Origin of the sequence: Paraburkholderia unamae (genome assembly GCF_003268775.1) — a bacterium.
Lineage (GTDB): Bacteria > Pseudomonadota > Gammaproteobacteria > Burkholderiales > Burkholderiaceae > Paraburkholderia > Paraburkholderia unamae.
The window spans coordinates 171961-185133 of the sequence record NZ_QLSU01000011.1 but is presented as its reverse complement, the minus strand read 5'-3'; the positions used below and the strand labels follow the sequence as shown (position 1 = coordinate 185133).

Annotated in this window: 11 protein-coding genes; 1 reads left to right on the top strand and 10 read right to left on the bottom strand. The window is 64.1% G+C overall.

Features of this window, described 5'->3' with window-relative positions; all coding sequences use genetic code 11:
* The first annotated feature begins 127 nt into the window (after positions 1 to 127).
* Positions 128 to 1402, top strand: a complete 1275-nt coding sequence (locus C7401_RS19775; RefSeq protein ID WP_112173086.1) for an MFS transporter — start codon at positions 128 to 130, stop codon at positions 1400 to 1402.
* A 56-nt stretch (positions 1403 to 1458) separates the two neighbouring features.
* Here the strand turns inward: C7401_RS19775 and C7401_RS19770 are convergent, their stop codons facing one another.
* From C7401_RS19770 to C7401_RS19725, 10 genes are all read right to left on the bottom strand, one after another.
* Positions 1459 to 3354, bottom strand: coding sequence for a hypothetical protein (locus C7401_RS19770; RefSeq protein ID WP_258397162.1), 1896 nt, complete (start codon positions 3352 to 3354; stop codon positions 1459 to 1461).
* A gap of 125 nt (positions 3355 to 3479) precedes the next feature.
* Positions 3480 to 4373, bottom strand: coding sequence for a type 2 periplasmic-binding domain-containing protein (locus tag C7401_RS19765; protein ID WP_112173084.1), 894 nt, complete (start codon positions 4371 to 4373; stop codon positions 3480 to 3482).
* Positions 4374 to 4437: 64 nt separating this feature from the next.
* Entirely contained in the window at positions 4438 to 5982 is a 1545-nt protein-coding gene (locus C7401_RS19760; RefSeq protein ID WP_112173083.1) for an acetolactate synthase large subunit, read from the bottom strand.
* On the bottom strand, positions 5983 to 6840 hold the full coding sequence (locus C7401_RS19755; protein WP_112173082.1) for an HpcH/HpaI aldolase family protein: 858 nt from the start codon (positions 6838 to 6840) through the stop codon (positions 5983 to 5985). It lies immediately after the preceding gene.
* Between the two features lie 35 nt (positions 6841 to 6875).
* The gene (locus C7401_RS19750) at positions 6876 to 7859 is read right to left on the bottom strand and encodes a DODA-type extradiol aromatic ring-opening family dioxygenase (RefSeq protein ID WP_112173081.1); all 984 of its coding nucleotides are present in this window, start codon (positions 7857 to 7859) and stop codon (positions 6876 to 6878) included.
* Between the two features lie 189 nt (positions 7860 to 8048).
* The gene (locus C7401_RS19745) at positions 8049 to 9329 is read right to left on the bottom strand and encodes an MFS transporter (protein ID WP_112173080.1); all 1281 of its coding nucleotides are present in this window, start codon (positions 9327 to 9329) and stop codon (positions 8049 to 8051) included.
* A gap of 89 nt (positions 9330 to 9418) precedes the next feature.
* On the bottom strand, positions 9419 to 10270 hold the full coding sequence (locus C7401_RS19740; RefSeq protein WP_112173079.1) for an amidohydrolase family protein: 852 nt from the start codon (positions 10268 to 10270) through the stop codon (positions 9419 to 9421).
* 44 nt (positions 10271 to 10314) lie between these two features.
* Positions 10315 to 11340 carry an amidohydrolase family protein gene (locus C7401_RS19735; RefSeq protein ID WP_112173078.1) on the bottom strand — a complete coding sequence of 342 codons (1026 nt, stop codon included), beginning with the start codon at positions 11338 to 11340 and terminating at the stop codon, positions 10315 to 10317.
* A 16-nt stretch (positions 11341 to 11356) separates the two neighbouring features.
* Entirely contained in the window at positions 11357 to 12334 is a 978-nt protein-coding gene (locus tag C7401_RS19730) for a PhnD/SsuA/transferrin family substrate-binding protein (protein ID WP_112173077.1), read from the bottom strand.
* Positions 12335 to 12660: 326 nt separating this feature from the next.
* Positions 12661 to 13074 carry a hypothetical protein gene (locus C7401_RS19725; protein WP_112173076.1) on the bottom strand — a complete coding sequence of 138 codons (414 nt, stop codon included), beginning with the start codon at positions 13072 to 13074 and terminating at the stop codon, positions 12661 to 12663.
* Between the last annotated feature and the right edge of the window lie 99 nt (positions 13075 to 13173).

Here is a 13173-nt window from a genome sequence, read left to right as displayed (position 1 = left end):
ACGCGGCACGCCCTCTGAAGCAACCTGACTCGCCGGACGATTACGGTCGCCGCGACACTCGCCTGCGCACTCGCGCGGCGACCGCGTTCGGTTCCCGTGATATCGCAGTGAGAAAGGAGCCACACCCATGGACATCTGTCCAGTCAAACAGCGGGCCGCCGAGAATCCGTGGGGCATTCTCGTCCTGCTCTCGCTCGGCCTGCTGATTTCGTTCGTCGATCGAACGAGCTTGTCCGCCGCGCTGGCCGACAAAGGTTTCGTGCACGAGTTTTCGCTGACGAGCGTGCAGCGCGGCTGGCTCAATTCGGCCGTATTCTGGTCCTATGGTCTCGCGCAGATGCCCATGGGCTGGCTCGTGGATCGCTACGGCGTGAAGCGGCCCTACTCGATCTGCTTCGCGATCTGGTGCCTGGCCGCCGCGGCCACCGGCCTCGTCACGACGCTCGCGGCGCTGATCGTCATGCGCCTGCTCATCGGCCTTGCCGAAGCGATCGTTGTGCCCGCAACCTATCGTTACCTCGCGAACAACTTCGAGGAAACCCGGAAAGGCACCGCGCTCGGCATCTTTTCCATTGGCGGAAAAATGGGGCCTGCGCTCGGCGCGCCGATTGCGGCGTGGATGATCGTCGCGTGGTCGTGGAAAGCGATGTTCGTCATGACGGGGCTGATCGGCCTGATCTGGCTCGTGCCCTGGCTGCTGATGGTCAGGAACGATCACCCTTCGAGCGCGGAACTCGCGGCGGCGGTCAGGCGCGCGCGGACGGTGCCGCTCAGCAATCTGCTCGCGAGCCCCGTTGTCTGGGGCGGACTCATCAACAACTTCTGCTACAGCTACTTCGCGTTCTATTGCATGACGTGGATGCCGGCCTATCTGGTCGAACAGCGCGGCCTCTCGCTGGAAAAGTCGGGCATCTATACGTTCTTCAGTTTCGCCGGCATCGCGATCGTCGCCGCTTTCGCGGGCTGGCTGGCAGACCGCATGATCGCGCGCGGCAAGGATGCCGTACTCGTGCGCAAGGCGTTTGTCGTCGCCGGGTTCATTGGCGGCACGACGGTGCTGCTCGGCGCTTATACGCCTTCGCCCGGCCTGGCGCTTTTCTGGAACGTGCTCTCGCTCTCGCTGCTGGGGCTCGCAACCGCCAACAATCTGGCGTTATGCAAGCTCACGCTGATCCCCAAGCCCGCAGTGGGACTGAACACGGGACTCCAGCAGGTCGCCACGAGTCTCGCGGGCGGCGTCTCCGCCAGCCTCTCGGGCTGGTTGCTCTACCTTGGCAAGGGCTCCTACACATTGCCCATGACGGCGATCTTCGCATTCCTGCTGCTGGGTGCAACGAGCACGGTGGTGCTGTTTCAGCGGAAGTGGGCGCCCAGGGTCAACGACCTCGGGACCGCCCAATAGAAAAAGGCACCGCGCCAAAGCGCGGTGCCTTCGTCATTTCAGCCTGCCAGGCGGGCTTACTGCTTCGGGATATAGAGCGGCATCGAATCTTCCCAGACCGTGTCGGTGATCGCGTGCCGGTCGCTGCCGTCCGCGTTCATCACCCAGTTCTGGCCGTCGGGCTGGAACGTGTCGTCATAGAGCGAAAGCTCGTCGCGGAAACCATACTCGCCGGAGCTGTACGCAATGCGGCCGTCCCAGGTCCAGGTCGCGTGGGCCTGGTTCGAGCCCTGCGGCGTGAGACGCTGCGCATCCGAGCCGTCCGGGTTGATCGTGTACACGTCGAAGTGGAACTTGTTCGGGTCGGTCGGATTGACCTCCTTGCGCGTGAACACGATCTTCTTGCCGTCCGGCGACCAGCCCGGCAGGTTGTCCGGCTCGGTGGTCAGCACCGTGGTCTTGTGCGTGTCCAGGTCGAGAATCCGCAGACCCTTGTCCGTATCGCTCCACACCCGGTAGACAACCCGCGTGCCGTCCGGCGAATAGCTCGGGAAACCCGCGTTCTCCTTGCCGTCGGTCAGCATCTCCGGCTTGCCGTTCATGCTGCCGTCGGCCTTGATGCGCATGATGCGGCCCGGCATGTGAGCGCGCGTGAAGAACCAGCCGCCCACGCCGAATGCCACCCACTGCTTGTCCGGCGACCAGGTCGGCTGGAATGCGCCCGCGAGGCCCATCTTGATCATCTTCGGATCGAGGCCGCTGGTGAGCGGATCGTAGATATGGCGCGCGTCGCTGAAGTCCGTATTCGCCACGACGATCGACGAGCCGACCGCTTTCTCCGTGTACACGAGCGATTTGCCGTCACGCGAGAGTTGCGGGAACACGTCGACGAAACGGTAGTTCCATTGCGGATCGAAATTGTAGAGCGGCGTGCCGTTCGGGTGGAACGGCTTGCCGTACACCACCTTCTCGTAGACGACCTTCTTGCCGTCCGCCGAGTAATGCGGCGAGCGGATACCGCTTCCCGCCGTGGCATGCGAGGCGCCGTCCGTCGTATAGAGGCCTTCCTGTTCGCCGTTCTTGATGTGATACGCCACGTTGGTCGCGCCCACATACTGCGGGAACACCTTGAATCCCGGCGTGCTCGTCAGATCCTTGCGCTCGCCCGTCGCCACGTCGACCTGCACGATCTGCGTGCTGACCTTGCCGATCGCCTCGGGGCGGTGCGCGCCCCACGTCGATTCGACTGGCGTCTCATAGAACACCACGTTCTTGCCGTCCGCCGACCACGACGGCGAACCTTCGGCGAAGCCCGCGCGCGTGGTGATCGGCCTGAAGCCCGTGCCGTCCGGATGGATCTCGTAGATGCCGGTTTCCTGCGTGCGCTCCCAGCCGACCGGCAGGTTGTGGCCTCGCCAGTCGGTGCCGATATCGGACGACAGCGCGATCCACTTGCCATCCGGCGACCACGAGGGGCGGAAGAAACTATGCGGCTTGTCCGGATCGAACTTGATATCGCCGGTCACGTTGTGCAGCGCGCCGGTCTTGATGTTGAGCGTCCAGATGTTGGTCGTGCCGAAGGTCGTCTTGTCGCGACGCGACGAAACGAAGGCGATCACGTTGGGGTCGGCCGGGTTGTAGACCGCGCCGTCGCTCACCCCGGTCCAGTCGGTCAAACGTTGCAGCCCCGTGCCATCCACACGCACGCGGTAGAGGCTGGCGTGACCCAGGCCATCGCGCTCCGAGGTAAAGACGATCCATTTGCCGTCCGGCGAAAAGGAACCGTGGTAATCGAAGCCATCGGACTGAATCAGCCGATGTTCATCGCTGCCGTCGGCATTGGCGACATAGAGTTCCGAGGTCGTCGGGCCGATGCGATAGATCAGCAAATCACCCCTGGTCGCCGTCGCGGCGCCCGCTCCCGGCACGAACGCGGCGGCTGCGGCGATCATCAGGCACGACAGCACTTTCATTTTCAACTGAGGCGAAGAACGCACAATACTAGTCTCCATTTTTTATTCGCATCACAGCACATGCTTTACGCCGGCCCGGCATTCGGGCCGACGTACACGGGACAAACGCAAGACAAACTCGACCATCAGCCGAGGCTGCCGGTCACATCGTCGAACAGCTCATCCACGGAAAGGCGGTGCGGAATGATCTTCTGATCGAGCGCCCAGTCGATGGCGAGCTGGATGCCCTTGCGGTTCGCTTCGAGACCGAGCGGCGGAAACACGGCGGGCACCCCGCCTTCCGTTTGCGCGCGGCTTTGCGCGACCATGCGGTAGATCTCGCGCACGACATCCGGACGCTCGCGCGACACCCGCTCGTGCACCACGAACATATGGTTGATCGGCACCACGCCCTCGCGTGCGAACCAGCTTTTCGCCGCCGCCTGCGCGTCGGGCACGAGCGTGCGCACGCGCGGATCCTTCGGCATGTCCTCGCCTAGCAGCGCCGCGGCGAGTTCGCCGTCGAGCATCATCTGCGGGATCGATGAACCTGCGGGCAAGCGCTGGCAGTTGTTCGGATCGCTGTACTCGGCGAGATGGCCGTCGCCGAGCGTCATCCACGTCACCTTGTCGAGATCGACGCCGTATTCGTGGCGCAGGATGCCGCGAATCCAGAGCGCCGTCGTCTGGCTATAGGTGCGCACGCCGACCTTCTTGCCTTCGATGTCCTTCGGATCGAGATGCCCGAAGTCGATGTTGAAGCCCGCGCAATGATGCTGGAAGCGGCCCGAGATCGGCGCAGGCAGCAACACATAGGGCTTGCCGTAAGCCTTGGCCTGCAAGAACGTGACGATCGCCAGTTCGCCTGCGTCGAAGGCGCTCTCGCGCACCATCGCCTTGAAGCCGTTATGGGCCGGCGTGGGCCCGCAAAAGTCGAGCGTAACGAGATCCGATTTTACCCGGCCGTCGCGCATTGCCTTCGTTACCGCATATTCGGCCAGATTGGTGCGCAATGTCGGCACCCCGGTCAGCGTAGTCATTGATGCCACTCCTTGTGCATGATTTTGCTGGTGTTACTCACCCTGTTTCCTTGCTTGAACAGGACTACAGACGAACTTCGATCAGACACGGGCCGGGCTCGCGCACCGAGTCGGTCATGGCCTTGCGGAAGGCCTCCGCCGTGTCCACCGAGACCGAGCGCACGCCCATGCTCGTGGCCATCGCCCGCCAGTCGATGCGGGGGCGGTCGATGTCGATCATCGAGAGCGCACGCTCGCCGGGCGTGCCCGCGCCCATGTTCGAATACTCGGCCTTGAGAATCGCGTAGCTGTTGTTCGCGAAGATGATCGTCGTGACATTCAGGCCTTCGCGGGCCTGGGTCCAGAGCGACTGGATCGTGTACATCGCGCTGCCGTCGCCCACCATGCAGAACACGCGGCGCTCCGGGCAAGCCAGCGCCGCGCCGGTGGCCACGGGCGTGGCGTAGCCGATCGAGCCGCCCATGTTGTTGATGAGATCGTGCGGCGCCGCGCCCATCGTGTAGCCCATCGTCTCGCGGCCCGTGGTGAGCGATTCGTCCACGACGATGCAGTTCTCGGGCAGCGCGGCGGCGAGCGCATGCGCGATGCTCACCGGATTGAGCGCGCCGGTCGGCGCGGCGGTTTCCACGCGCGGCTGCACGAGCGGCGCCGTTGCCGTGGCGCCCAGCGCGTCGAGCAGCATTTCGAACGCGAGCGCACTGTCTTCGTCGGCTTCGACGAGTGGATGCACCAGCGTGCCTTCCTGCTTGAGCAGGCTCGGCTTGTCGGGGTAGCTGAAGAACGCCACCGGCTCGCTCGTTTCGACGGTGATGATGTGCCTGAAGTTCTTCAGAAACGCCTGCGCCGGCGCGACCGCATACGGAATGCGCTCAAGCGGCACACGCCCCGCGCCGCGCTCGATGCGCGCGGTGAAGAACTGCGAGCCCAGGCGCGCGCCCGTGGCCGCGGCCACCTTGCCCGCGCGTTCGAGCGCAACGCCGCGTGTGGCCTTGTTGCCGAGAATGATGAGCGCGGGCTCGCCCGAGCGCAGCACGCGCGCCACGTGCTCGATGCGCGCGGCATCGGGCGTACGCCGCGCCGCCGTTTCGCGCGGCGGCACGACGGTCGTCCCCGTCTCGCGCCACGACGTGTCGCCCGGCAGGATCAGCGTCGCGATCTGGCCCGGATGCTCCGACGCCTTGTCGACCGCCTTCGCCGCATCCCACGCAATCGCACTCGCCGAATCGGCGCGCCGCACCCAGTGGCTCAACGGCCGCGCAAGCCCTTCGATATCCGAAGTCAGCGGCGGATCGTACTTCAAATGCGAGGTCGAATGCTCGCCGATGATGTTGACCATGCCCGACGACGCGCGCTTCGCGTTATGAATGTTCGCGAGCCCGTTGGCAAGACCCGGCCCCAGATGCAGCAGCGTGGAGGCCGGCGTGTCCTTCATGCGGTACCAGCCGTCGGCGGCGCCGGTCGCCACGCCCTCGAAGAGGCACAGCACGCTGCGCATCTTCGGGTTTTCGAGCGCGGCGAGAAAGTGCATCTCCGACGTGCCCGGATTGGCGAAACAAATGTCGACGCCCCGATCGACGAGCGTAGCAACGAGACTTTCTGCGCCGTTCATTTAGTACCCTGCCATCTCGCGCGCGAGGCCCACGACACCGTAGCTGCGCGACGGCGCCGACATCAGCATGCGGTAGCCTTCCTCGATCAGGCGCTTGTGATTCTTCGCCGTCACGTGCGGATGGCCGACCACGACGTTGTGCTTGTGGCAGGTCTCGACGATCTTGCGCATCGCGTCGATCACGATGGGATTCTCGTAGTCGCGCGGGCAGCCCAGTTCCTGGCTCAGGTCGCCTTCGCCGATCAGGATGAAGCCGATGCCGGGCACGTTCGCGAGAATGTCGTCGAGATTCTCGATCGCCGCCGTGCTTTCGCACATCAGGCCGACGAGAATTTCACCCTGCGGCGCGAGCGGCCACACGTCGGCCTTCTTGTAGTAGTCGGCCATGCTCAAGCCCCAGTAGCGCGAGGCGTTGGCCGGGCCGTCGCCGCGCACGCCCTTCGGCTCGTAGAGCGGCGCGCCCTTCGGCCGCGCATAGCGGCACGAGGCCACGGCGTTGTACGCCTGTTCGACCGTCGAAACGTGCGGCCAGATCACGCCGTAAGCGCCGCGATCGAGCACCTGCTTCGCAAACGACTGGTTCATCTCCACGCCATTGGCGGGAATGCGCGCGATCGGCGTCACGCGCGGCGCAACCGAGCCCGATTCGGCAATCTGCTTGCGGCTGAGCATGTATTGCAGCGCGTCGCCGAGCGCGGCCACGTCGTAGGGGTTGTGCTCCATTTCGAAGACGATGCCTTCGTACGGCGCGTCGCTCATTTCAATGGCGTTTTGCTTGTCGAGCTTCGAGAATGCGGTGAACGCCGGTTTGCCGGATTCGAAAGCGCGAATGATGCTGTTCAGACGGGTGTCGCTCATGATCTTTTCTCTCGTTGAATGGGGTTGAGTGCGGCTCAGTCGGCTTTCCAGTACATGAAGCCCATGCCCTCGCCGGTTCCGGCGGGCGTGCGCCAGCACGGCACGTAATCCACGAGCGTCATTTCGGCGCCGGTTTCCTGGAGCGCCTTCATCACGCTCGCGTAGAGCTTGATTTCCGAAGTGCCCGACTGGTAGGAGCGGTTGTCCACGGCGGCGAGCCCGTCGTAGTCGTACGCCGCCAGCATCTTCATGATGCTGTGATCGAATTCTTCGTCGTTGACGAAGTGGGACAGGCCGCCCGAGGCGAAGATGCCCACGCGCACGTCCTGCGGCCACGCGTTGATCGCATCGCGCAGCACTTCGCCGAACTCGATGCAGCGCGCCATGGAAGGCTGCGTGGGCGGATAAAAGCAGTTCATGATGACCGGCACGTGCGGCGGCGGGTTGTCGCCCATGATCTGGTGATAGACGAAGCTATAGGCGTGCGGCACCACCGGGTACTCGGGCAACGGTTTCATCCACACGTTGTCGGGCCATGCGAACAGATCCGTGATGTCGAAGCCTTCGTTCTGGAAGCGTTCGATCAGGTACGTCGCAAGCTGCGGATGGCACGGGTGCGTGACGTGATGGTCCGGCGCGTAGACGGCGCGCTGCGGCGGCCCGTTGTGCACTTCCTCGCCCGTGTAGATCGCGATCGAAGGCGAGAAGTCGGTGAAGATCTCCTTCTGGTCCTTGCCGAGAATGATCGCGACGTCGATGCGCGCTTCGCGGTAGGCCTCGGCCATCTTGTCGAGCGCCGCGCGGCAGCGCGCGGCGCGCGCGGTGCGCTCCTCGATCGTCAGGAACGGCTCGAACGCCGCTTCGCGATGGGCTTCCAGCTCCGGATACGTCCAGGTGCGATTGCGGAACCACAGTTCCGGGTTATTGCGGTCACGCTCGCCGTTTTTCAGCCAGTCCTCAGGCGCCTGCCCGAGCATGCCGCTGTGCGGCACGGCCATTCCGAATACGATCTTCGCCATGTGTGATTTCCAGTCAATTACCACCGGCCATGCCGGTTGCCTTAAATTGGGTGCGCCCTGAAGCTCTTTTCATGCGGCCTTGGCCGCTCATTAATTCGGAATGCAAAGCAAACCGGGGATATCCTTCGATCGGAGTCGTGTTCGATGTCCCGACGCGGCCGGCATCGGCTTGCGGCCGCGTCGCGGCGCTCAGGCCTCCTGAAGCGAAGGTTTCGGGTCCGAAACCTTCGGGGCCCATTGCGGACGGAACAGCACTGCGGTCGCCGTGGCGCCGATCAGCAGGAACACCAGGATCACCATCATCGGCAACTGGTAGTTGTGGCTCACGTGCAGCAGCCAGCCCGAGAGGCTCGCCGCCACGCCGCCCGCGAGGCTCGTCGCGACTTGCTGCACGCCGGTGACGAGGCCGATCGCCTGCTTCGGAATCAACGTGAGCCGCGAGAGCACGAGGTTGTTCGCCGTCGTCAGGCCGAGCAGGGAAAGCGAGAGCACGTTCCAGAACAGCGCGCCTTCGAGCGTATGAGCATAGGCGCCCAGCAGCACCGTGCAACCGCCCACGAATCCCGCGATCGTGAACGACTTGCGCACGAGAATGGCGTTGTACCCTGCCGCGACAATCCGGTCCGCCGCCCAGCCCGCGAGCGCCGCGACGATCGCGATGCCGGCGAAGCTGAAGAACGTGTAGACACCCGAGCGCTCCAGCGACAACCCGCGCTGCTCGACCAGATACGCGGGCATCCAGGTCATGCAGTAGAACGTGAAGTAGCCGTAGCAAAAGTTCGTGATCATGCCGCCCCACACGACCGGGCTCGACAGAATGCTGGCAAGCGTGACGGTGCGCGCGCTGCCGCTCGCGCGTTTCAACTCGGCGCGTGACGGAAAGTCGTTGCGCACCAGCAGCAGCCAGGGCACGAGCCAGACGAGGCCGACCAGACCCGTCACGATGAACATCATCTTCCACGAATAGTTGACGATGAACCACGCGCCCACCGGCGCGCCGAATGCCGGGCCGAACTTGTTGCCCATGGCGAGGATGCCCACGGCGAGCCCGTTCTGGCGTTCGTCGAAGTTGTTGCGGATCCAGCGATAGCTCGCCGGAATCACGATCGCCTCGGTGAGGCCGACAATCAGACGCATGGCGATCAGGCTTTCGAGCGCCGTGACCGCGCCCATCAGCGTCGTGGCGAGGCACCACAGCGCAAAGCAGATCGCATAGGGCCATTTCACGCCATAGCGGTCGGCCACCCAGCCCATCGGCACCTGAAAGACGCCATAGGACCAGAAGAAGGCCGCGTTGATCCAGCCGCGATCCACGCTGCTCAGATCGAATCCGTGAATGAAGCCCGTGTCCGCCAGCGCGCTGGAGATGCTCGTACGATCGACAAACGAAATCAGCACGCCAAGCGCCAGAAGCGTGAGAACGCTCCATCGGCCCGCTGTCGCGCTTCGCTGTGGTTGGGTTGTCTCCATCTGCTTCTTCTTTCTTGATCAAGCTATCTGTTACACAGCCACCGCAACGCCTGCATGCGCTGCGGCGGCTGTCCGGGTGAATCGCGATCTCAGGCCAGCGCGGGATACAGCGCGAGCGCCGTTTTGCCGAAGATCCACTCGCGGTCCTGCTCGCTCAGACTTTGCAGCCCGGCTTGCGCGGTCGCGAGAATCTCCTCGAGCTTGCCCGGCGAGGTCGGATAATTCGAGCCCCACGCCATACGCTGCGCGCCGAACGCCTCGACCACGCGCGGGAAGAACGTTTCCGCACTCGCCTTTTCCTTTTTCACGTCGCCGAAAATGCGCGGCGTGAGTTTCAGGTAAATGTTCTGGAGCGGCGCGAGGTCGAACAGGCTCTGCGCCTTCGCGTAAGGCGCGCCGTCCGCGACCTCGGGACGGCCGAGGTGATCCAGAATGATACGCACGTTCGGAAAGCGGCGGGCAAGCGTCGTGATCTGCGGCAGGCCGATCGGGCCGGTCTGGATGCACATCGGCAGGTTCAGCTCGGCGCACAACTCCCAGGCCGGGAACGAGCGCGGGTCATCCAGCTCGCTCGGATCGAACTCCTTCGTGCTGCCGCCCGTGAACAACCGCAAGCCCGCCAGGCCTCGCTGCGCCCACTCGCGAATGCGTAGCGGCGCATCCGGTTGCAGCACGTCGACCGAGCCGACCGCGACGAGCCGGTCCGCGTACTTCGCGCAGCCGTCGACGACATAGCTGTTGTCGAAGCCATACGTGGTCGACGAATGCACCACCGCGGCCTTGGCGACGCCCGCCTCGTCCATCGCGGCGATCAGCGTCTCGACCGTGGTCGGACGCTCTTTCGACCACTCCGAGCGCTTGCCGAACAACGGCGCGGGCGGATAGCGCGTTTCGTCGTCCGAGATGATGTGAGGATGAATATCAACGATTTGTGAAGCCATCAGTGCCTCTGTACGGGTCTGTTTCTTCGCGGCTCGCGCCGTGCTTATTTGCCGCGCGCCTTCAGGCGTGCGTCCAGGCGCGGATACACGCGGCGTGCGTTGCCTTCGAAGATCTTGTAGCGGTCTTCGTCGCTGAGCGCCGGGCACGCGTCGATGTAGCGCTTCGTGTCGTCGAAGTACTGGCCCGTGACCGGGTCCTTGCCGCGCACCGCGCCGATCATTTCCGAGCCGAACAGCACGTTGTCGGCCGGGATCACCTTCGTGAGCAGCTCGACACCCGGCTGGTGGTACACGCACGAGTCGAAGAAGATATTGTTAAGCAGTCCTTCGAGCGGACGCTCGCGCATTTCGAGCGACATGCCGCGATAACGGCCCCAGTGATACGGCACCGCGCCGCCGCCGTGCGGAATCACGAGGCGCAGCGTCGGGAAGTCCTTGAACAGGTCCGATTGCAGGATCTGCATGAACACCGACGTATCAGCATTCAGATAGTGCGCGCCTGTGCCGTGGAAGCACGGATTGCAGGAAGCCGCCACGTGAATCATCGCGGGCACGTCGAGATCGGCCAGCGCTTCGTAAAGCGGATACCACTCGCGATCGGTCACCGGCGTGCCGGTCCAGTAGCCGCCCGACGGGTCCGGATTCAGGTTGCAGCCAACGAAGCCCAGTTCCTCGACACAGCGGCGCAGTTCGGCCACGCTGTTCTTCGGCGCGACGCCCGGCGACTGCGGCAACTGGCACACCGGCGCGAAGTTCTCGGGATAAAGCTCGGTCACGCGGTGCACGAGGTTGTTCGACACTTCGGCCCATTCGAGGCTCGTGCGCTCGTTGCCGAGGTGATGGCTCATCAGGCCCGCGATCGGCGAGAACAGCGTGAGGTCGCTGCCGCGCTCGCGTTGCAGCTTGAGCTGACCGTTGCCGATCGCGTCGCGGATCTGGTCGTCGCTCACATGCGCGCCGTCGAGCGACGGCGCATTGGCCGGATCGTCGGCGAATTCAACCTGCTTGGCGCGCCAGTTGCGAAACGACGCGGGCACGGTCGTGAAGTGGCCGTGGCAATCGATAATCATGATGTCTCCGTTCTTGTCAGCGGGCCTGCGGATCGACGAAAAGCTCGTCGATCGCCATGCGGCGCGGCGTGAGGCCTTGCTTGAACGCGGTCTGCTCGAGCGCCTCGATCGTCTTGAGGTTTTCCTTGAGGCCGTACGGCAGCGGATCGTGGCCGACGACGCTGCGCAGCGCGAGGTACTTCTTGTCGCCCGCGGTCGTCGCTTCGCCCGCGTCGAGACGCGCGAGCCACTGCTTCTTCGCTTCGTCGAACGCGTCGTAGATGGACTTCGCGATCCACGGATGCTCGGCGAGCACCGAGTCCTTCACGACGATCGTGCCGTGCATCGGGTAGATGCCGGTGCGCGCAAAGTATTGCGCTTCGAGCTCGGCCGCGTTCGGCAGCAGATCGGGGTAGTCGGCTTCGACTTCCTTCCAGCCGCCCGTGGGCGCGCCGGTGCGGCCGATACCCGCGGCGGCGGCGAAACCGCCGACCAGCTCACCGCTTGCCATCATGTCCGCGAGCGACTTGCCGGCCGGCGCGTGAATCACGTTGGCAGGCAGCTTGAGTTGCGTGACGTGCTCTTCGTCGTCCACCACCCAGGTCACCTTCGACGAATCGAGGCCGAACTCGTCGATCAGGACCTGGCGCGTCCACACGCCCGTCGTGACCGAGTAGGCGCGCACGCCGACCTTCTTGCCTTCGAGATCCTTGGGGTGACGGATGCCGGCTTCGGGGCGCACGAGCAGGCCGCTGTGGTGGAAGCGGCGCACCACGAAAATCGGCAGCGCGACGAACGGCGCGCCGTAAGCACGCGCGATAATGTAGGTGGTCGGCGCCAGTTCGCACACGTCGAACTCGACGTCGCGCACCATGCGGCGGAATGCGCCGATTTGCGGTTGAACGGTAATGAATTCGGCGTCCACGCCCTCGATGGGAATGGAGCCATTGCGAATGGCCGACGTATGCGGATGCTCAGCGATTGCGATCTTGAGCGGGACTTTCCTCTTCAACATCCTCTCCTTTGGATTGCCCGGCGCGGCTCATTCGATGAGTTTCGCTGCGCCGGATGTATCGTCTCGATGGAGTAAGAATATGGGAGGCGCCTGATGCCGTCCCTATACAAAACGCACATTCACTGGCACTTTTGTGGAGCGCGGCGCGCGTTGCGGCGAGGGCTCGGGCGGCAAGCCGGGGAGCGAATCCGGGAGGAAGAACGGGCGCAGACTGGGGGAACCGGCTCGGCCGGAACGGTGGAGCCGATGGCTGCCTGACCTGGCGGCCAGGAGGCCGGCCGGGCGCGGCTATCGGCGCGGCGAGCGCGGCAGGTGCGCCGGCGCCACTACGTTTCCGGCACAAAAAACGCGCTGGCCGGCATTTCGGTCAGGACCGCCGTCGTACACGATTTCAATAGCCGTGAATTGGCGATCTTGTCGGGACTGGAAATATCGATGTGGCGCTGCCGTTCGAGCGCACGCAAGAAGTCCGACTTCAACTCTTCGTCGTAAATCCCGCGCTGCTCGATTTTGCGGCGGATCGTTTCGAGGTCGTATTCGAGGGCTTGATAAGCGCTGATCGTCGTTTCGTATGCTTTAAGCGTCCTTCTGAACTGGATGGCCGGGCGAATGGCCGCAACGAAGGCGGCAAACGTGCCGAACGCTTGCCAGACGTGCTTGCCCATATCCGTCTTGAAGAACCACAGGCCGGCCACCGCCGAGGTGGGCGCCGCAATAACCAGCGCCACGTCCATCGCCATGTCCCAACGTTCCAGGCGACGCAGTCTTTCACTGTAATATCGGACATTGAGATGGGCCGTGCGAAGCTTGTCGTACACGGCCCACACTGGATGGTTCTC